The organism is Proteus sp. NMG38-2, from assembly GCF_020640995.1.
Taxonomy (GTDB): Bacteria; Pseudomonadota; Gammaproteobacteria; order Enterobacterales; family Enterobacteriaceae; genus Proteus.
In genome coordinates this window covers 628,081-648,682 of sequence record NZ_CP085481.1, presented here as the reverse complement: position 1 = coordinate 648,682, position 20,602 = coordinate 628,081, and the positions used below count along the sequence as shown (strand labels likewise).

The 20,602-nt window shown below is 38.4% G+C and carries 16 protein-coding genes; 8 read left to right on the top strand and 8 right to left on the bottom strand.

The features are described from left to right. Window positions 1-95: 95 nt before the first annotated feature. Genes thrC through thrA form a run of 3 tightly spaced genes read right to left on the bottom strand, consistent with a single transcriptional unit; the run spans window position 96 to window position 4,783 of the window. A complete protein-coding gene (thrC, locus tag LG402_RS03150) occupies window positions 96-1,388 on the bottom strand; it encodes a threonine synthase (RefSeq protein WP_109408068.1) in 1,293 nt (430 codons plus the stop codon). Window positions 1,389-1,391: 3 nt separating this feature from the next. Beyond that, window positions 1,392-2,342, bottom strand: a complete 951-nt coding sequence (thrB, locus tag LG402_RS03145; protein WP_166539436.1) for a homoserine kinase — start codon at window positions 2,340-2,342, stop codon at window positions 1,392-1,394. After that, window positions 2,324-4,783, bottom strand: coding sequence for a bifunctional aspartate kinase/homoserine dehydrogenase I (thrA, locus tag LG402_RS03140; RefSeq protein WP_166539435.1), 2,460 nt, complete (start codon window positions 4,781-4,783; stop codon window positions 2,324-2,326). Before thrA ends, thrB begins: the two co-directional genes overlap by 19 nt. Before the next feature lie 811 nt (window positions 4,784-5,594). Between thrA and arcA the strand changes: the two genes are divergently transcribed. Beyond that, entirely contained in the window at window positions 5,595-6,311 is a 717-nt protein-coding gene (arcA, locus tag LG402_RS03135; RefSeq protein ID WP_006535263.1) for a two-component system response regulator ArcA, read from the top strand. Between the two features lie 209 nt (window positions 6,312-6,520). On the opposite strand, the gene creA is transcribed toward arcA, so the two are convergent. Continuing rightward, the gene (creA, locus tag LG402_RS03130; RefSeq protein WP_176694743.1) at window positions 6,521-6,979 is read right to left on the bottom strand and encodes a protein CreA; all 459 of its coding nucleotides are present in this window, start codon (window positions 6,977-6,979) and stop codon (window positions 6,521-6,523) included. Between the two features lie 221 nt (window positions 6,980-7,200). On the opposite strand from creA, the gene robA reads away from it, so the two are divergent. Continuing rightward, the gene (robA, locus tag LG402_RS03125; RefSeq protein WP_166539434.1) at window positions 7,201-8,109 is read left to right on the top strand and encodes an MDR efflux pump AcrAB transcriptional activator RobA; all 909 of its coding nucleotides are present in this window, start codon (window positions 7,201-7,203) and stop codon (window positions 8,107-8,109) included. Between the two features lie 44 nt (window positions 8,110-8,153). Here the strand turns inward: robA and gpmB are convergent, their stop codons facing one another. Next, on the bottom strand, window positions 8,154-8,801 hold the full coding sequence (gene gpmB, locus LG402_RS03120) for a 2,3-diphosphoglycerate-dependent phosphoglycerate mutase GpmB (protein ID WP_166539433.1): 648 nt from the start codon (window positions 8,799-8,801) through the stop codon (window positions 8,154-8,156). A 51-nt stretch (window positions 8,802-8,852) separates the two neighbouring features. Here gpmB and yjjX point away from each other — a divergent pair, with 51 nt between their 5' ends. Beyond that, window positions 8,853-9,389, top strand: a complete 537-nt coding sequence (gene yjjX / locus LG402_RS03115) for an inosine/xanthosine triphosphatase (RefSeq protein WP_109408072.1) — start codon at window positions 8,853-8,855, stop codon at window positions 9,387-9,389. 107 nt (window positions 9,390-9,496) lie between these two features. Here yjjX and trpR read toward each other — a convergent pair whose 3' ends face one another. After that, window positions 9,497-9,808 carry a trp operon repressor gene (gene trpR, locus LG402_RS03110; RefSeq protein ID WP_072063739.1) on the bottom strand — a complete coding sequence of 104 codons (312 nt, stop codon included), beginning with the start codon at window positions 9,806-9,808 and terminating at the stop codon, window positions 9,497-9,499. 100 nt (window positions 9,809-9,908) lie between these two features. Further along, on the bottom strand, window positions 9,909-11,828 hold the full coding sequence (gene sltY, locus LG402_RS03105) for a murein transglycosylase (RefSeq protein ID WP_227336413.1): 1,920 nt from the start codon (window positions 11,826-11,828) through the stop codon (window positions 9,909-9,911). 342 nt (window positions 11,829-12,170) lie between these two features. On the opposite strand from sltY, the gene ettA reads away from it, so the two are divergent. Together ettA and LG402_RS03095 are read left to right on the top strand one after the other, a co-directional pair. Continuing rightward, window positions 12,171-13,838: an energy-dependent translational throttle protein EttA gene (gene ettA / locus LG402_RS03100; protein ID WP_166539431.1), complete on the top strand. Its 1,668-nt coding sequence runs from the start codon at window positions 12,171-12,173 to the stop codon at window positions 13,836-13,838. A gap of 182 nt (window positions 13,839-14,020) precedes the next feature. Then, complete coding sequence (locus tag LG402_RS03095; RefSeq protein ID WP_227336412.1) at window positions 14,021-14,974, top strand: type II toxin-antitoxin system PemK/MazF family toxin; 954 nt, start codon at window positions 14,021-14,023, stop codon at window positions 14,972-14,974. 217 nt (window positions 14,975-15,191) lie between these two features. On the opposite strand, the gene LG402_RS03090 is transcribed toward LG402_RS03095, so the two are convergent. Continuing rightward, window positions 15,192-15,989, bottom strand: a complete 798-nt coding sequence (locus LG402_RS03090; RefSeq protein ID WP_227336411.1) for an energy transducer TonB — start codon at window positions 15,987-15,989, stop codon at window positions 15,192-15,194. Between the two features lie 171 nt (window positions 15,990-16,160). Between LG402_RS03090 and LG402_RS03085 the strand changes: the two genes are divergently transcribed. The 3 genes from LG402_RS03085 (at window position 16,161) to LG402_RS03075 (ending at window position 20,581) form a co-directional block, all read left to right on the top strand. Then, entirely contained in the window at window positions 16,161-16,709 is a 549-nt protein-coding gene (locus LG402_RS03085) for an RNA polymerase sigma factor (RefSeq protein WP_227336410.1), read from the top strand. Beyond that, complete coding sequence (locus LG402_RS03080) at window positions 16,699-17,727, top strand: FecR family protein (protein WP_227336409.1); 1,029 nt, start codon at window positions 16,699-16,701, stop codon at window positions 17,725-17,727. Before LG402_RS03085 ends, LG402_RS03080 begins: the two co-directional genes overlap by 11 nt. 103 nt (window positions 17,728-17,830) lie before the next feature. Then, window positions 17,831-20,581: a TonB-dependent receptor gene (locus tag LG402_RS03075; protein ID WP_227336408.1), complete on the top strand. Its 2,751-nt coding sequence runs from the start codon at window positions 17,831-17,833 to the stop codon at window positions 20,579-20,581. Window positions 20,582-20,602: the final 21 nt, after the last annotated feature.

Sequence of the window (20,602 nt, the reverse complement as noted above, 5' to 3'; positions counted from 1 at the left end):
TTTAAATACTTACTTTCCTATTTTAGATAAAAAAATAGCTCAATAAAATATTGAGCTATTTAATTAAATATAAATCTAATTTTTTAAAATAATGATTACTTAGGTGCTCTTTCAAGTAAGAATGCACGTAATTGAGCAAAATCAGCTGGTAAGAAATGTGATAACAGTTCTTTATCAGCCCGCTCTGCAAGCTCTTTAGGAAGCGGTAATTCACCGCCTAAAATGCGCTCTACACTTTCTTTAAACTTCGCTGGGTGTGCAGTACCTAAGAATAAACCGTATTCACCCTCTTGAAGCTCATCACGTAATAAACGATAAGCAACAGCTGCATGTGGCTCTGAAATATAACCTTTTTTTGCAAGCTCACGTACTGTTTCTTCAGTTGTTTCATCACTAACAGCACCATGAGATAAATCGGAGAGATCCCACTCTTTACGACGGTACAATTCTTCAATACGTGGCCAGTTATTAGGCTGGCTAACATCCATTGCATTAGAAAGTGTTGCAATAGTACGGTGAGGTTCCCATTTACCATTATCTAAATAGCGAGGGACCGTATCATTCACGTTTGTTGCTGCAATAAAGCGTTTAACAGGTAATCCTAAAGATTTAGCTAATAGACCCGCAGTTAAATCACCAAAGTTACCACTTGGTACAGAGATCACGAGTTGTTCATGTTTTTCAGCAGGAATTTGGGCAACAGCTTCAAAGTAATAACAAATTTGAGCCAATAGTCGGCTGATATTGATAGAGTTTGCTGAGTTCAAATACATTGTTTTCTTTAAGAACTCATCATCAAAAGCTTGTTTTACTAATGATTGGCAAGCATCGAAGTCATCTTTAATTGCAACAGTGTGAATATTTTCACCTAATGTACAGAACAATTTTTCCTGTAATGGGCTAATTTTGCCTTCAGGATAAAGAATAACAACTTGTACATTTTCTAATTTGTAGAATGCATGAGCAACGGCAGCACCAGTATCACCAGATGTTGCAGTTAAAATGGTTACAGGTTGATTGCCTGCAACTTCTGACAGCATCTGCGCCATAAAGCGGCCACCAAAGTCTTTAAATGCTAATGTTGGGCCGTGGAAAAGCTCTAAACAACTAATGTCGTCTTCAACCTGAGTCACAGGTGCAGGAAATGCAAATGCAGTGTTAATTCGTTTTGCTAATACATCAGCAGGAATTTCATCACCAATAAATGCCGTTAAAATACGGCTACTGCGTGTTGCAAAATCAAGCGCTAATAATTCATCAATTTCAGCTTTAGAAAACGACGGTAAGTCCTGTGGAAAAAAGAGACCTTGGTGTTTACCTAAACCTTGCTTTACCGCTTGAGCAAAGCTAACTTGCTCTTGATTATCTTTCAAATTGTATAATTTCATGACTTACCCTATCTGTCTTGCGCCACGCGTATCTAAACGGCAGATATGCACAAAACCTTCACTGTTTTGTACATAGTATTGTTTTAACCATTCGGCCATGTCTTGTGCGATTTCTAATGAATCAGTAATGGTAAAAAGAGTAGGGCCTGAACCTGAAATGCCACAAGCCAATGCCCCTTTCTTTTGTGAAGCTTCTCTGGCTTTTTCAAATCCTGGAAGCAACTGAGTGCGGTAAGGTTCAGCTATCACATCTTTCATTAAATTTGCCGCTAATTCAGGTTGTTGAGTATGACAAGCATGAATAAAACCAGATAAATAGCGTCCGTGATTAATGATATCTGCCTTAGCATATTCTTTTGGTAATATGGCTCTGGCTTGTGCAGTAGAGACTTTAATTCCTGGATAAGCCATTACCCAGTACCAGTCTTCAAATGTAGGTACAGATTGGCAAATGATACCATTTTGTTCAAGAATAAGTTGTAGGCCGCCTAAATAGCAAGGTGCAACATTATCATAGTGAACACTTCCTGAAATGCGCCCTTCCAATTCACCCATCATTAATAACAATTGTCTTTCGTTGAAAGGCTTTTTAGCGAATTCATTAAGTGCAACTAATGCAGCAACAACCGAACAAGCACTTGATCCTAAACCAGAACCAATTGGCATATTTTTTTCTAAAACCATTGCCACAGGAAGTTCTTTGCCTAGTTTCTCACAGAATAACTGCCAACATTGATACACAATATTTTGTTTAGGATCAGCGGGTAATTTGCTAACAAAGTGCCCTTTACTTTCCAGTGTAAATGATGAAGCGGCATCAACGGTGACACAATCGCCAAGCAATTGCCCATCAATAGGTGAAACCGCAGCGCCAAGAACATCAAACCCGACACTCACGTTACCTATTGATGCCGGTGCATAAACTTTAACCACGCTTAAACCCCCAATTTCCATGATAAGGTACGTAATACATCTGCAAACACTCCAGCAGCAGTAACATCATTACCCGCACCATATCCACGCAACACTAATGGAATTGGCTGATAGTAGCGAGTGTAAAAGGCTAAAGCATTTTCACCATTTTTTACTTTAAACAGAGGATCATTAGCATCAACAGCCATCATTTTAACTTGGCATTGACCTTCATTAATAACACCGACATAGCGTAATACTTTACCGGCTTTTTGTGCTTCTTCGACCTTAGCGTCAAATTCAACATCAACTTGAGGTAAACGACTTAAGAAACTTGCAACATCACCTGTGCTGTCAAATGAAGTCGGTAACACAGGCTCTACATCGATATCACTTAGCTCTAATTTATAACCTGCTTCACGGGCTAAAATCAGCAGTTTACGCGCAACATCCATACCCGAAAGATCATCACGAGGATCAGGTTCTGTGAAACCTTTTTCTTTCGCTGAAAACGTTGCTTCTGACAAACTCTTACCTTCGTCTAACTGGCCAAAAATGTAAGAGAGTGAGCCTGAAAGAATACCATTAAATTGAACCAACTCATCACCTGCATTAAGTAAGTTCTGTAGGTTTTCAATAACTGGTAAACCTGCACCCACATTAGTGTCATATAAAAATTTACGACGTGAAGCTTCAGCGGCTTGTCGGATTTGATAGTAATAATCCATCGACAGCGTATTCGCTTTTTTGTTTGGTGTAACCACATTAAAACCATTTTGTAAGAAATTTGCGTATTGTTGCGCAATTTCCTCGTTTGATGTGCAATCAACAATCACAGGATTTAAGAAGTGGTACTCTTTTTCTAAGCGAATAAGCTGACTAAAACTAAACGGCGTTTTAGCTTCTTTTAAAGCTTGTTGCCAATTATCTAAATCAATACCTTGCATATTCGTTAACATGGCGCGTGAATTAGCAATGCCACATACACGAAGATCGATATGCTTATTTTTCAACCATGCCTGTTGACGATGAATTTGTTCAATTAATGCATTACCGACACCACCCGCACCAATCACAAAAACTTCAACGATTTGATTTGTGTTGAATAGCATTTGGTGACATAAACGCACCGCATTAGTTGCTGAGTCGTTGGCAATAACTGCAGAAATAGAGCGTTCAGACGAACCTTGAGCAATGGCAACAATATTAATATTGCCTCGTGTTAACGCAGAGAAGAATCGCGCTGAAATCCCTTTCAGTGTACGCATACCATCACCCACGACAGAGATTATCGCTACGTTTTCCATGATATCTAATGGATCAAGTACACCATCTTTTAATTCTAAATAGAATTCATCTGATAATGCTTTTTGCGCTCTAATCAGTTCTTTTTGTGGTACGCAAAAACTGATGCTGTATTCAGAAGAAGACTGTGTAATAAGAACAACAGAAATACCAGCTCTCGACATCACAGAGAATACGCGAGCCGCCATCCCGACCATACCTTTCATACCTGGGCCTGATACGTTGATCATTGCCATGTTATTAAGGTTAGTGATCCCTTTAACTGGAGTACTCTCATCTTTTTGACCATCGCCAATCAGTGTACCCGGTGCATCAGGATTACCTGTATTTTTAATCAAACAAGGAATTTGGAACTGAGCGATTGGAGCAATAGTGCGAGGATGAAGAACTTTAGCACCGAAGTAAGACAGTTCCATTGCCTCTTGATATGACATGCCCTTCAATAAACGAGCATCAGGTACTAAACGAGGATCACAAGTATAAACACCGTCAACATCAGTCCAAATTTCACAGCATTCAGCACGCAGACAGGCTGCTAATACTGCGGCTGAGTAGTCTGAACCATTGCGACCTAATACAACCAGTTCATCTTTTTCATTACCTGCAGTAAAACCAGCCATTAAAATCATATCGTCTTTCGCGATATTAAGTTCCAAGATACGGCGAGTAGATTCAGGAATATCAACGGTAGATTCTAGATAGTGACCTTGTGCAAGTAAATTTTTTACAGGATCAATAACTGTGACATTATAGCCACGAGCTTGTAAAACAGACTCCATAATGGCGATAGAGAGCTTTTCACCACGACAAATCATTGCTGCATTAATGCTATCAGGGCATTGACCTAATAAAGAAATACCATGAAGGATGTGCCTAATTTCAGCAAATTCACGCTCAACTTTATCTTTTAAACGCTCATAATCGAAACCAGGCTGTTTTTCTCTTAAACCTTGTAATAAATTGGCAAAAATTTGTTCGGCTTCACGTACTTGAGTGAGAGGATCTTCGCCTTCTGCCGTTTTTTCAATCATTGCAACCAAATAATTCGTTATTTTGGCTGGTGCTGATAATACAAGAGCGACTTGTCCTTGCTCTCTTTTTTTCTCAGCGATATCAGCAACATTCAGCACACGCTCTGCATTGGCAACTGAAGTTCCCCCAAATTTTAACACTCGCATACAACTCTCCTGATTTTTCACCCAAAAAAAAACCCGCATTTCTCAATGCGGGCTTTTTCGATTTTCGTTTTTTATATGCGACAGCCCGTCCCGCAATATAAAATTCCGGTGGTGGTGGTAATAATTGTCATTTTAGCTGGGCTGTAAATACGCATAACTATCCTGTCTGTCTCAAATTTAGTTTGACTATATACTGGTTAAAGCAAAGCGAGAGAGATGTCAAATTTTTTCTTTTTTTTACACAAAAAATAAACCGTCACTTAAGTGAAATTTTTTCAAGCATTACCTCTATTGTAGTATAGATATTCCTATCACAAAGGGATAAACAAAGAAAATAAAGCTACTATTTTGGGGTTATTTGGATATTTGTACTTTTATAAGGAATAAGGTATTTTAGGCTCCTTTAATTTGTGTAACAAAACTGGTAAAAAAAATAATCCCCACTATATTTAACATATATTTTTCTTTTACATTACATAAATCAAATTATATAGTTAACTATTGAAATCAGGGTTAAGCTGTTATCTTGATTTTGATATGTGTCAACAAAAGTTAGCTTTTTAGATGGTATTTAATACAACTGGTGTTATATTGCTGTTAATAGACTATGGGCGTTTTGCATTCTGATTTTAGCGTTCATTGTCGATTAAAATCGTAATTTTTTTGTAATAACGTGATGGTTATTTATCGAATTTCAATCTGGGTCTAGTTTTTACGTGCTAATAACAAAAATGAATAACCACACAAGTGCACACACAGAAGTTAAACACAGATTTCCTTTTTCTATTTTTGGTAATTTTAGGTAGCAAATATGCAAACCCCGCACATTCTGATTGTTGAAGACGAAGTAGTTACTCGTAATACCCTGAAAAGCATATTCGAAGCTGAAGGGTATATCGTACACGAAGCCACTGATGGCAACGAAATGCACAATGTTCTATCTGATCATGATATTAATCTGGTTATTATGGACATTAACCTTCCTGGTAAAAATGGGCTATTACTGGCTCGTGAATTACGCGAACAGGCAAGTGTTGCATTAATGTTCCTAACAGGTCGTGATAATGAAGTAGATAAAATCTTAGGCCTTGAAATTGGTGCCGATGATTACATTACTAAACCATTTAACCCTCGTGAGTTAACGATTCGTGCTCGTAACTTATTGTCACGCACCATGAATTTAGTTAATGGCACAGAAGAACGCCGTTTAGTCGAAAGCTATAAATTCAATGGTTGGGAGCTTGATATTAACAGTCGCTCACTAATCAGCCCTGCTGGTGAACAATACAAATTACCACGCAGTGAATTTCGTGCGATGCTACATTTCTGCGAGAATCCAGGAAAAATCCAAACTCGTGCAGAATTACTGAAGAAAATGACAGGCCGTGAATTGAAACCTCATGATCGTACTGTTGACGTTACTATTCGTCGTATTCGTAAGCATTTCGAATCTACACCAGATACACCTGAAATCATTGCTACAATCCATGGTGAAGGTTATCGTTTCTGTGGTGATTTAGACGAGTGATTTGATTTTATCTCAAACACTTAACTAATAAAAACCCCCGAATATATTCGGGGGTTTTCTTTTATGTAGCATCGTATTAATAAAATAACAAAAGATGAAAATTGATCTCAACAACTATTTTGAAAAAAAACACAGCTATTTTTTAAAAAATATTTTAAACCTTATTCATATTAATTTTATTAATCATTAAGTTATCCAATTAATAAAAATCACTCTTTCCACGGCATAATAGGCACGGCACTGATCGCATTTTTTGGTGAGCCATCAATCACCTTATCGGAATAAGTTAAGTAAATCAGTGCATGACGTTCTTTATCGTAAAAACGGACAACTTGAAGCTTTTTAAAGACTAAAGATGTTCTTTTTTGGAAAACCACATCACCTCGGTTTTTTCCTTTAATCACCTTTTCACTTAATTCAATAGGCCCCACTTGCTGACAAGAAATTGCCGCATCCGCCGTATCTTCAGCAAGACCTAGACTTCCTGAGATCCCACCTGTTTTTGCACGACTTAAATAACAAGTCACATTCTTAACTTCAGGATCATCAAATGCTTCAATCACAATTTTATGGTTAGCACCAAAAAACTTAAATACGGTATCGACGTAACCAATTTCTTCCGCTTTTGCCATAAAAGAAAAAGGGAGTAAGATAGACACTGCTAGCATCTTTTTGAAATTTAACATATTTACTTTGTTCCATTGAAAAGATGAGAGAATAATTAGGCCTAGAATAAAACAATCTTTTGCTAACTGATAGAAGAATTTGTGTACATCAGTCGCCGAAAAAGACTATATTTTACGACTGTCTAACAATATAACTTGTTATAGATGTTCAGGCTATTTACCATCTACCGCAATAAATAAACGAATATGACTAAGGGAGATGTATGGATCAAACCAACATCATACGTGATTTGCTCGCTTGGCTTGATAGTAACCTCGATAAGCCATTATCCCTCGATAATGTCGCAACCAAAGCAGGTTACTCCAAGTGGCATTTACAACGCATGTTTAAAGAAGTTACAGGACAAGCGATTGGTTCTTATATTCGTTCAAGGCGTCTATCTCGCGCGGCTGTTGCATTACGTTTAACGAGCCGTCCCATTTTAGACATTGCTTTGCAATATCGTTTTGATTCCCAACAGACGTTTACCCGTGCTTTTAAAAAGCAATTTGATAGAACTCCAGCACTTTATCGTCGTACTGATGAATGGTGCGCGGTGGGAATTTGTCCTCCTATTACCTTAGATCCTCAAAATTTACCAAAATGGGAATTTGTACAATTACCTGAGAAAAAACTTATTGGTATTGAGCAAACATGTAGCCATACACTTGAGCAATGGGCTGAAGCTTGTTCCGATATGCGCCAAACATTCTGGCGTTACTATATGAGCAAAATAAATGCGGTTCCTCACCAAGTTTATGGCCTTCATCATGCACAACATAGTGATGAACATGAAGATGAGCAACGTGTGCTTTATACCACTGCTGTTGAACCTGATTATGCGACATTTATTGAGGATGATGCAGCCCATGAAGTCTCATTAGCAGGAGGTGATTACATTCGCTTTGATTTCGAAGGTGAGGCAAAACGAGGGGCAATGCAGGAGTTTTTATTCCTGATTTATGGTGTTTGTTTACCTAAAATGGGACTAACTCGCCGTAAAGGTTATGACGTCGAAAAATACTATCTTAAAAATGTGCGTTACAGCAATGAGATGGTGACAGAGCCACAAGATCATATCGAACGCTTTGAATATTACATCCCCATTAAACGTGAAGATGTAACGGCATAAGAAAAAGCTCTCTTGATAGTCACGTCAAAGAGAGCTTTTATTTTTTAGCGTTGAACTTCATCTAATGCTGTATCAGTAAGATGACTCACATCTCCAGCCGTTTCAATCACCCAACCACTGGCAAGCCAAGGGCTGTTTTGATAATCAACACGAGAAATTGAACAATTACGCAGTCTTAAACGACGTTCTGCATATGCAGGTAATCCCAAAACGGTACTCAGCAAACATCCTAATGCAATACCATGGCTCACTAATAATGGGCGGCTATTTTCGGGCAACTCAAGGCATTGATTTAACGCAGCCTGCATTCGGCTCGCTAATTCTGCCATTGATTCTCCTTGGGGAATTCGTCCATCAGGTGTACCATCAATCAAACTCTTGCGCCAAGCCTCTTCTTGTGTCTTTAATGTTGCGATCTCTCGCTGTTCAAGAACGCCCATATTGAGTTCACGTAAACGTGAGTCAGTTATCACTTCACAACCACAAGCTTGTGCAATGATTTCTGCCGTTTGACGAGTACGGCCAAGATCGCTTGAGATAATGTGGGTAATACCTGCTGATTTTACTTTTTCAGCAACTTGCTGTGCTTGACGCACACCATTTGCTGTTAGTGGGCTATCAGATTGCCCTTGAATACGTCTCGCCACGTTCCATTCAGTTTCACCGTGGCGAACAAGATAGACCTGTAACATACATTTTTTCCGTTATACTGCTCTAATTTTTCAAAGGATGATTAATTCATTATGTATCATGTCATTGCAGCCACTACGAATCCAGCAAAAATCAACGCGATAAAACTCGCTTTTGAGCAAGTGTTCGGTAAAGATACCTTTGATATTGAAGATATTAATGTCGATAGCCGTGTTCCACAACAACCTATCGGAAACACAGAAACGAGAACTGGCGCACGTCAGCGTGTCATGGCAGCTCGTCAAGTTCGCCCTGAAGCAGATTTTTGGGTAGGTGTTGAAGCCGGTATTGAAGATGATATGACTTTTGCTTGGATTGTTGTCGAACATGGAAAAATTCGTGGCGAATCACGCTCTGCAAGTCTTATGCTACCAGAGCAGATCTTAAAAGGGATCCGTGAAGGCAGAGAGCTTGGTGATGAAATGGCTTTCTTAACTAAGATTGACAACATTAAACAACGTGGTGGTGCAATTGGTTATTTTACCGATGGCCTACTTAGTCGTACTTCTGTTTACCAGCAAGCATTAGTTTTGGCATTAGTGCCAGTAACTCATGATATCTATAAAGAACTCAATCAAAAAGAAGATTAATAATTAATCTGATATGTGTTTTTTAGGTAAATAAAGAAAGCAAAAAGCCATTTAATTATTTGATTAAATGGCTTTTTATCTTTCTAGCTCACATTATTATAATGCAACTATTTTTTCGTCATTAGCTCTTTTTCAAGCCATAACTTCACTTCATGTGGTGCCGTTTTTAAGCTATTAGAGCCTCTAGTAATAGTGGCGATACCAACGCCTAGCTCTTCTTTTAGCTCACGCTGACTTAAGTCTCCCCGCATTAGCTCTTGCACAATGCGTACTCGTGTCGCCAAAGCACTTCGTTCATCAGGTGTCATTAAAAGCTGTAAAATAGGAAAGTGCACATCTTGCTCAAATGCATGTTGTAATAACTCAACAAATCTTAGCCAGTGCTCATTCTCTTCAGGTGATAATGCAGGATCTTGCATCGTGAAAGCCTCTTTTTGCCACACTCATTAACTAGTACAAACTATATCATACTTTGCTAATGTACAAAGAGGCTCCCACGACAAATCGCCTTTTTATCCCTTAATAACGACTATTCCATTCATTCTCAGTTAATACTGGTTGTTGTTCACCCGCAAAATAACTATAAAAAACAGCAAAAGAGAGTACATTTTTGACATAACCACGGGTTTCTGCAAAAGGAATACTTTCTACAAACGCAATCGCATCCAGTTGGCCATTTGCATCAGATAACCAACGATCAACACGCGCAGGCCCCGCATTATATGCAGCACTTGCCAAAATACGGTTTTGGTTAAATCGCTGATAGACAGAATCAAGATAAGCAGTACCAATCTCAATATTTTTTACCGGATTTGTTAACTGCGCACTACTGACATAACCCGTAATACCCGCTTGTTTTACCGTAAATTCGGCCGTTTTTGGCATTACTTGCATTAAACCTGTTGCACCCGCTGAAGAGCGTGCTTGTGGGTTCCACGCGCTTTCTTGACGAGCGATTGCCATTGCATAATTGCGGTCTATCGATTTATCTTTCGTGTATTGCTCAAACTCATTTTTCCAAGCAAGAGGAAAACGTTCTTCTAAGTGATCCCACATTTTTCCTGTAATAGTGGCTTGCACTGCTAAATCAGCCCATTTTTGTTCAAATGCATAGCGTGCTAATTCAGACTGCATTTGTGCAGGTTGTGAAGCAACATAGTTTGCCCACTCTGAGCGCGCTAAGTTATCCATTTGCCAATACATTAATTCACGAACACGTTGTACTTCTGGCTGATTAGGGATACTTGATGAAACACTCGGTGCCTTATCTATCACCATCACATATGGCTTACCTAATTTGCTCGCGGCAACCATTGGATAAAAACCACGACTTTGCGTCAGCGCTTCTAAAATAGCTTGTGCTTCGCTATTTTTACCTTGAGATTGCAATACCATTGCACGCCAATAACGCCACTCTTCCTTATTTTTACTTTCAGGAGAGAGCCTTTCTAACCACAATGCCAATTCAGCAGGTTGATTTTGGCTTAATGCTAGGCGTACACGACGTTCACGCAGTGTATCTGATGCGGTATCTTGAATAACGCTGTCACGCCATTTCACCTGCTCAGGTGTAGCATAAGGCATATATTGCCACGCCACAGTATCACGCATTAATTGGCGTTCACTGGCCGTCATTTTTTGGGCATGTGCGATATTATCCAGTTGTGCTCTTGCCGCATCTGCATCTTTTCTTGCCCAACGTGAAAATGCCGATTGTATGATAGAACGAGTGAAATCGGTTGGTGAAAGCGCGGTTGCATAGCGCCCAACTAAGTTTGGATAGTCTTGTAATTCAACTAAAGCATCACTAATCATTTGATAGTTTTCTGGAAGGCGTCTTGCTAAATAAGCTGCAAGTCCTGTGTTTCCATTTTTAATGGCTAAGTTAATTCGTTCTAATACTAACTCTGGTGTTAATTGATTAGCTTTTTGCCATTCACCAAAAAGAGGATCACAACTTGATGGCATTGATGTGCCATTTAGCCATGCTTCTTTAGCCCCTATCCATGCGGTTTGAATATCGCCGGTTGCCCACTTGGCATAATAATAGTTACATCTAGCTGCTTTGGGATTCGGTGGATTAGGGCTAAAAGTCAATAAGTTTTGCCATTCTTGACGCTTAGCCAATTCATTTACAAATAACGAAGGAAGTGCTTTTGCTGGTGGTAATGTCGGGTATTTCGTGACAAATTCAGTCACCGCAGCAGGTGCAATAACATCAAGATTATCGGTGATTTGGCGATATTCCAAATAAGGATAAAGTGGATAGTTTTCTAATGTCGGGAGTAGTTTTTCAACTTCATCTGTTTTTTTAAGATCCCATGCAGCTTTAATCTCTTGATAGCGAACACGTTGTTCACTTAATGAATCTGCTTGTGCCCATGTTGAAAAACACAAAGCCCCTATTGCGACTGCTAATGACCACTTTTGCTTAACCACGTAATGTCTCCCACCTCAAATAAAACCACCAAATACTGAATACATTAGCTAATATGATAATCATTAACAATGTAAGTTCCCCTCTTTAAGAGAAATTTTCATTACTTTCAGAAGAAGCACGAAAGGTAGATAAAAACCTCGCTTTTGACTAAGGTTTTCTTTTATAAATCGGGTATACTGGCGACTTTCATCATTTTCGGGTCTTTGGCAAATTACTGACATTGACTTTGCTATTGTTCATTTAGGTGCTCTAAAAACGCAGCTTAATTACAAAAAATTTGTTTTTATCGCGAAAAATGGCACCTCAGAGAAAATCTCTTTTATAATCAAAGGGTAATTATAGTGGCTCAATACGTTTATAGTATGTTGCGTGTCGGGAAAATTGTCCCACCCAAACGACATATCCTTAAAAACATTTCACTCAGCTTCTTCCCGGGCGCGAAAATTGGTGTGCTTGGTCTAAATGGTGCCGGTAAATCAACATTACTTCGCATTATGGCGGGCATCGATACTGATATTGAAGGTGAAGCACGTCCACAACCAGGTATTAAAATTGGTTATTTACCACAAGAACCAAAATTAAACCCTGAACATACCGTACGTGAAGCCGTTGAAGAAGCCGTTAGCGAACTAAAAAACGCACTAAACCGTCTTGATGAAGTTTACGCGGCTTATGCCGATCCTGATGCTGATTTTGATAAATTAGCTAAAGAACAGGGTCAATTAGAAGCAATTATTCAATCTCATGATGGTCATAACCTTGAAAACCAATTAGAGCGTGCAGCAGAAGCACTGCGCTTACCTGAGTGGGACGCTAAAATTGAGAAACTTTCAGGGGGTGAACGCCGCCGTGTCGCTATCTGTCGTCTGCTGTTAGAAAAACCAGATATGCTGTTATTAGATGAACCCACTAACCACTTAGACGCAGAATCTGTGGCTTGGTTAGAACGTTTCTTACACGATTATGAAGGAACTGTTGTTGCAATCACGCACGACCGTTACTTCCTTGATAACGTAGCGGGTTGGATCTTAGAACTTGACCGTGGTGAAGGTATTCCATGGGAAGGTAACTACTCTTCATGGTTAGAGCAAAAAGACGCGCGCCTTGAGCAAGAAGCCGCAACTGAAGTTGCTCGCCATAAATCAATTCAAAAAGAACTTGAGTGGATCCGCCAAAATCCTAAAGGCCGTCAAGCAAAAGGTAAGGCTCGTCTGGCTCGCTTTGAAGAACTGAATAGCGTTGATTATCAAAAACGTAATGAAACCAGCGAACTCTTTATTCCACCTGGACCACGTTTAGGGGATAAAGTGTTAGAAATTAATAATCTAACAAAATCTTATGGTGATCGCGTTCTGATTGATGATTTAAGCTTCTCTATTCCTAAAGGCGCTATTGTTGGTATTATCGGCCCTAACGGTGCGGGTAAATCAACGCTATTTCGTATGATCTCAGGTCAAGAACAACCAGACTCAGGTACTTTAGTACTAGGCGATACTGTTAAGTTAGCATCTGTTGATCAGTTCCGCGACAGCATGGATGACAGTAAAACTGTTTGGGAAGAAGTCTCAGGTGGCCAAGACATTATGCGTATTGGTAACTTTGAAATTCCAAGTCGTGCTTATGTTGGTCGCTTTAACTTTAAAGGCGTTGACCAAGGTAAACGTGTTGGCGAACTTTCTGGTGGTGAGCGTGGTCGTTTACACCTTGCTAAACTACTACAAGTTGGCGGTAACATGTTACTGCTCGATGAACCAACCAACGACCTCGACGTTGAAACTTTACGTGCATTAGAAAATGCCCTGTTAGAGTTCCCAGGTTGTGCCATGGTTATTTCCCATGACCGTTGGTTCCTTGACCGTATTGCCACACATATCATCGATTACCAAGATGAAGGTAAAGTGGAATTCTTCGAAGGTAACTTTACCGAATATGAAGAATACAAAAAACGTACATTAGGTAACGATGCTATTCAGCCTCGTCGCATGAAGTACAAACGTATGAGTAAATAATCGAGTTTATTTACGATACTTGATACTAAAAAAGCAGAGATTATTCTCTGCTTTTTTATATTTAATTAGCTTGAAATTTAATAAATATATTTAAAGTTTAAAATAGAAAAAATAAAGTCTCATTAATCTAAAATAATCCCGAAAACACAGATATACCTCACCATTACTTAACGGATTATATTATGATAAGAATTAATTATTTTGAATTTTATAATTATCAATCTGAAATATTATTAGGTCATGTTATTCTAAATGGTATAAACGAAATCATCACTCCACTATTTAGAGATAATATTGATAAAGAAAATTTCTATCCTATTTTTATCACAAAATCATTTATAGGTAGAAAAGAACACCGATGGGAAATAAAAAGTTCAAAAATTCAAACTCTATCTGAGAATAATATTCTTATAAATATTTGGCTATCTCCAAGAAATGTTTCAGATGACATTTACTTATCTCAAACTTTAAAAAATAAAAATTATAAAAGTGCTAAATCAATATTATATCTTGGTAAAATTATTATTGTTGAATTTGGGCATATCTTCTCATGTGTCACTTTGAATGCGGGTATAAAAACAAATAAACGCTATCCTGATAATATTCAACAGGGTGAAATGCATAAGAGAAGACCTGCGATTGTAGTAAAAGCTGATGACAGAGGGGTTAAAGTCATTCCACTCACATCAAAAAAGCCTCATGACTTAGCCGTTAATACCTCTATTTTTAAATTATCAGATGATTCAATAAAAAACATTGGTGATCTTGCTAAAAAAGAAACTTATGCTTTATGTGATATGATCCAAACTGTTTGTGTTACGCGAATACTTCCTCCTTTATTTAAATTAAAAGGATACAATCAATATTATAGAAATGAGGATTATCGAGCTTCACTTTGTCGTGGAGATAAAAAATTATTAGATAAAGGGCTACTATCATCAATATCAAAAAATAAATTATATATAGAAATTGAAGAATTAAGAAAAACAAATAAAAATTTAGAATCAGAGTTATATTCTTTAAAAAATGACTTATTGATATTAAAAGAAATGTATATGTATAGCCATGAAAGCAATGCATTATATATTGATGAGGTTGATGATGATATTTTATCATACAAAAACTCTATTAGATAATTATATTGCTGTCATATTTTCACTATGATACTCTTATTTCGTTGGTGGGAATAAAAGAGGCGACAATCTTCCCCGCGACGCTGAAAAATTGCGATGCCGACGAACACAAAGATTAAAACTAAAAAACCACCTTACGGTGGTTTTTTAGTTTCTGTTTTTTAAAATTATTTATTTTAATAGTTAGTTTAATATGTAATAAATAATTATAAATAATAACTTAACTCTCTTGCTTATACTCAAACGTTAAAGGCGCAGTAAACGAAATATTACCATTTTCTAAACGATAGCTTTCAGGTGCGGGAAATGGCGAAGCGCGTTTAATCGTATTTAACGCTTCTCTATCAAGAATGCGATTACCTGATGATGTTTCCACTTTCGCATCTAACAACTCACCTTTTGCATTTAGCACAATAGAAACTTGTGTCACGCCTGTCGCTTTAAAACGTATTGCTGTTCTTGGATAACGTTTATACATCTCAATATGACTATGTATCAAACTTTCCCATCCCATTTGCCCACTTACAGAAGAGGAAGATAAACTATTAAATTGAGCACTACTGCTTGTATTAGAGCCAGAAATAGGCGCGCTTGTTACCTCCGATGGAGCTTCTGAGACAGGAAGATCATCAGGTACTTTCACCGCAACGGGTTTTGGCTTCACTACCGGTTTTACTTTCGGCTTTTCAGGAATACGCTCATAAGTGCCTTGTTCTACTACTGGCATTTTAGGTAAATCCAATACTTCTTTCACAGGTTCAGGTTCTGTTTCTGCGGGTTCAGGAACAGACATCACTTTTTCAGGCCCAACAGGAACATCTTTTGTTTCTGCCTGAGCTAATTGATAGATACCTAAATCCATTGTCATTGCGGGTGGTAAAACACCATGGCGTTCATCTTTAGAGGTTATCCAGCCAATGGCGACAACGACTAGCGTTGCATGAAATAAAATACTGGCAGTTAATCCACCAATAGAAAATGATCCACGGCGTGAAAAAGTCGCCGACATACTACTCATAATTCTTGCCTCTGATTTTCTTTCTGATGAATTATAGGCATAATACAAACACAAATGATATTGCTTATTATTAATAATACAATAAAAAATTAGCTTGATAATTATCATAACTTGTTCTCATGAGAAGCAGTAAGAGCTTATTATTTCACTCTTTTTTAGACACCAGAGATTATGGCTAGCGATAAATCATTGGCACAAAAAATTAGTTGTGCCTACCAATCAACCTATGGACAACTTGTGCGTTTTTTCCACAAACGTACGGGTAATTACCATGATGCAGATGATTTGTCTCAAGATGTGTTTACACTATGGCTAAACAGAAAAGAACAAACACCTGTGCAAGAACAGCGTGCTTTTTTGTTCAAAATAGCGAACCACGTTTTGATTGACCATTGGAGAAAAAAACAAAAGCAAAAAGATATCTATCAGGATGATTGTGAATTAGATGACGCTGCTCAAAGTTATGCCACGGAACTTGATCCGGGATATGTCCTTGAACATCAGCAGCGTTTAGATCTACTTAGTGAAGCAATTGAAACATTACCACCTCGCCGTCGAGAAGCATTTGTTCTTTATCGTTTTGATGGATTATCACAAAGCGAAATTGCAGAGCAAATGGAAATCTCAATCAGCATGGTGGAAAAACATATTGCGGCTGCCCTATTACATTGCAAAAGATATGTCGATGCAGGACAGGAGAAATGCACGAATGATGAGTAAGCCGGAAAAAAACATACCGGAAACTAAACCTCACACAGATGAGGGAGCAGATCATCTTTTTTTAGAAAATGATGATGAATTACTCAATGACTCTATTGATGAGCAAGCAGCTCTTTGGTTCACCCGACAACATAGCCAAAGAATGACTCCCAAGCAACGCCAAGAATTTAAAGAATGGATTGAAAATGATATAAATCGGCAAGCATATCAAGATATTGCGGGTATTTGGCGTCAATGTGATGCATTATCACGACCAACAATAACCACTGTTGAAAAGAAAAAGCGTTCTCTTTGGCGCCCCGCTATCCACACTACCGCAACTTTTTGCCTACTCACTGTCTTATATCTCCCTTATAGTCATTTACCCGCATTACTGATGGATAATATGACGCTTGCAACCAGTGACTTACCGAAAGAGATGACCTTAGCCGATGGCTCTAAAGTCTATTTAGACAGGAACACGCAAGTCAGAGTCGCTTATGTACAAGAAGAAAGACAGCTATGGTTAGATAAAGGGCAAGCCTATTTCAAGGTCAAATCAAATCCTTATCGCCCTTTTTATGTTCATGCAGATACCCGATTAATTAAAGTTGTCGGCACTGAATTTGAAGTCAGCCGCTATAATGACAACCAAATTAACGTTGCTGTTCATGAAGGTATCGTTGAGGTTAAAGCAACACCTAAATCCTCTCCTACATATTTGTATGCTGGCTCTCAAGCCACCAGCAAATTAACAAGTGACAGTTTTGTTATTTCTTCGGTCAATATTGATTCCGTGGGAAGTTGGCGTTTTGGTCAACTGCATTTCTTTGAACGCCCATTGAATGAAGTAATAACCAAACTCAAACCTTATCTTGATATCAATATTCAAATTTCCTCACCCGAAATTGCCAAAATGAAAGTCTCAGGGATCGCTAACATTAATGATGCCAAAGACTTTATTACCGCAATTCCACTTATATTGCCGGTTAATGTTGTTTTTACCGATAAAAATAATGCGTTAATTATCAATAAGTAAAAAGAAATATGAAAAATATTCTTTTTTACAGGTGAGGATAATTCTCATTTCACCCTCTTCCCTAGTAACAACAATTATTAAGTTAGTGAATGGGATTGGTGAAATGAAAATGAATAACAAAAAAGGGACCCTTAAGAGGTCTCTGCTAGCGTTGCTAATAAGTACCACTATTGCTGCACCTTGTGCTTATGCATCTACCGTTTCTGTGGCTTTACCAGAACAGTCTTTGGCTGATTCATTGAGTGCCATTGCAAAACAAGGGCAAGTACAAATTTTATTTGATGCAAATTCAGTTAAAAACCTGCGTGCTCCAGCACTTTCAGGTCAATTTGAAACACAAACTGCATTACAAAAAGTCTTAATTGGTAGTGGTTTAGAAATTATTCCACAAGGAAGTGGATTTGTTATTCGTCCTCTCGCCACGACTAACGCGATTGTCATTCCTGAAGTCAAAGTCACGGGTGTCGGTAGCAGTTATCACCCAGCTACCGATGTCATTTCCGCGCCACAATATATCACCGCAGAAGAGATAAAACAGCGTAATACTGGTGATGGAAACGTAACTGACTTACTGAAAAGTAACCCTGCTGTTCAATTTTCCAATAATGACAGCACATCAATGAATCAGGGTGAAATTAAACCTTCACGTATTTCTATTCATGGCTCTAGCAGTTATCAAAACTCCTATAAACTTGATGGTGTCAGTTTTAATAATGACTTTGACCCAGCAAACTCAGGTAATGGAGAAACCAACACTCGTATTAGTAGTGATGAGCAAGGTATGTATCTTGATAGTCGCTTAATTGATAGCGTCGCGGTTTATGATAACAACATTCCTGTTGAGTTTGGTGGTTTTACTGGCGGGACTGTCGAAGTACAAAGCCGTCGCTGGTCAGGCGAAACTCATGCCAATGCCTATTACCGCACAACGCGCTCAAGCTGGAACAATATTTTTACTGATCCAAAGCTGAATTTTGATACAGCTAATAATGATTTTAGTAACCCTGCTCGTTTCCAGAAAAAATATGATAAACAAAACTTTGGTGGTTGGTTTGAAACGAGTCTAACTGACAATACGGGGCTAATTTTCTCTGCATCACGTCGTGAATCAACCATTCCGATGATGATTAGTGCAGAGGGTGGAATTATCCTTACGCCAGATGGCCAGTTAGAACAAGTTGAACAAACGCCACACTATCGTGACCAAACCCGTACTTCCGATAACTATTTTATTAAATATTCGTGGGATATTTCAGAAAAACAAACCTTTGATTTATCAACAAATATCGCACGATACAAAAGCTATTTATTCTCAGGTTCAGTCTATAACTCAGGCTATGATAATGAGCATAATGGTTTAAGTTTTACTGCACTCTATAAGCATCAACTTGATCTTGGTTCATTAGAATTAACTGCGGGTTATCAAAACCTTGAAGACAAGCGTTCTAATGATCAAGACTACTTCGTCACCATAAAAGACTATACCACCGATTGGCAAAACCCACAGCAGATAAGCAGTGGTGGTCAAGGCGATTTGAAGAGCAAACAAGAAACTTATAACGCCAAAAGTATTATGCGATTTAACCCTATTGAATGGGGCTCAGTTAGCCATCAGCCAACAACTGGTTTTGAAATTAGCCGTACCAAAGGCTCTTATGTTCGAGACAAAACCTATTACAACCACACCTATAATGGCTCTACATGGGGCGATGAGTGGATGGGTTCATTACAACAAACAACCCGTTTCTTAGCCGGTACACATGATGCTTCATATACCAACTACGCAATTTATGTTGATGATAATATTCAATATAAGCGCTTAACACTGCGCCCAGGTATTCGTTTGGATCGTGATGATTTTGTTCAAAAAAATAATATCTCTCCACGTTTAAGCGGAACTTATGATATTTGGGGCACTGGTAATACCTTAATTATTGGTGGCGTAAACCGTTACTATGGCCGTTCAATGCTGACTTATGCGCTTTATGGGGCACAGAACGCAGGCTTACAGCACTGCTACTTCTCTTGTGATAACGATAATCCAAGCGATTGGGAAAACCGTACCGACTTTGAAGGTGTTGATTCACTGAAAACACCTTATAACGATGAGCTAACACTAGGCTTGCAACAAGAAATTGCATCAACCACTTGGCGTTTACAATACGTTCATCGTGAAGGTCGTGATGAAGTTCGTAGTGATACAAAATATCCAAATGACAAAGATAAAATAAGAATTCGCCATTTTAATAATAATGGGCGCAGTACTCACGACACCTTAACACTTTCTGTGAAAAACAGTCAGCCTTGGGAATTAGCGCAAGCTGATCATGTTTTTAATGCCTCTATTAGCTGGCAAAAAAGTAAAACAAATACGCCTAAAGACTCTGGTTATGCCAACTTTGATCCAAGTACACAAGGGATGAACTACGACAAAGTATGGTATGACGGAAAAATCATCAATGCCAAAGACTTACCTTCAGGCAACTTTAACTCACCATTAAAAGTCACCGCTGAACTCACCAGTGTTTGGGATGATTTGGATTTGACTTGGTATAACCGTCTTCAATGGAATGGCGCTCGTTCACAAGCGGAGAAAGCCAATAATGGATCCCCAAGACCAAGTGAATATGGCCCATTATTCGAATACAAAAAACGTAATTACAGCAGTCGTTTTTCTTGGGATACCAAATTGGGTTGGAAACCTGAATTTGCTTATGGCGTAGGTATCTCTGTTGAAGTGAATAACGTCCTTAACACTAAAAATGTAACTGACTACTTCACTTATCAAGATAAAGATTACAAATCGTATGAACCAGGTCGTCAGTTCTGGTTACAAGTCAGCTACGACTATTAATAAATTGACGAAGTTAATGTG

What these genes read in the sequence shown, in the direction of transcription:
- LG402_RS03080 (WP_227336409.1), top strand. Translation starts at nt 16,699, where the DNA reads ATGATGAGTAAGCCGGAAAAAAACATACCGGAAACTAAACCTCACACA.
- arcA (WP_006535263.1), top strand. Translation starts at nt 5,595, where the DNA reads ATGCAAACCCCGCACATTCTGATTGTTGAAGACGAAGTAGTTACTCGT.
- thrA (WP_166539435.1), bottom strand. Translation starts at nt 4,783, where the DNA reads ATGCGAGTGTTAAAATTTGGGGGAACTTCAGTTGCCAATGCAGAGCGT.
- trpR (WP_072063739.1), bottom strand. Translation starts at nt 9,808, where the DNA reads ATGCAAGATCCTGCATTATCACCTGAAGAGAATGAGCACTGGCTAAGA.
- LG402_RS03090 (WP_227336411.1), bottom strand. Translation starts at nt 15,989, where the DNA reads ATGAGTAGTATGTCGGCGACTTTTTCACGCCGTGGATCATTTTCTATT.
- robA (WP_166539434.1), top strand. Translation starts at nt 7,201, where the DNA reads ATGGATCAAACCAACATCATACGTGATTTGCTCGCTTGGCTTGATAGT.
- LG402_RS03075 (WP_227336408.1), top strand. Translation starts at nt 17,831, where the DNA reads ATGAAAATGAATAACAAAAAAGGGACCCTTAAGAGGTCTCTGCTAGCG.
- gpmB (WP_166539433.1), bottom strand. Translation starts at nt 8,801, where the DNA reads ATGTTACAGGTCTATCTTGTTCGCCACGGTGAAACTGAATGGAACGTG.
- thrB (WP_166539436.1), bottom strand. Translation starts at nt 2,342, where the DNA reads ATGGAAATTGGGGGTTTAAGCGTGGTTAAAGTTTATGCACCGGCATCA.
- yjjX (WP_109408072.1), top strand. Translation starts at nt 8,853, where the DNA reads ATGTATCATGTCATTGCAGCCACTACGAATCCAGCAAAAATCAACGCG.
- LG402_RS03095 (WP_227336412.1), top strand. Translation starts at nt 14,021, where the DNA reads ATGATAAGAATTAATTATTTTGAATTTTATAATTATCAATCTGAAATA.
- thrC (WP_109408068.1), bottom strand. Translation starts at nt 1,388, where the DNA reads ATGAAATTATACAATTTGAAAGATAATCAAGAGCAAGTTAGCTTTGCT.
- creA (WP_176694743.1), bottom strand. Translation starts at nt 6,979, where the DNA reads ATGCTAGCAGTGTCTATCTTACTCCCTTTTTCTTTTATGGCAAAAGCG.
- LG402_RS03085 (WP_227336410.1), top strand. Translation starts at nt 16,161, where the DNA reads ATGGCTAGCGATAAATCATTGGCACAAAAAATTAGTTGTGCCTACCAA.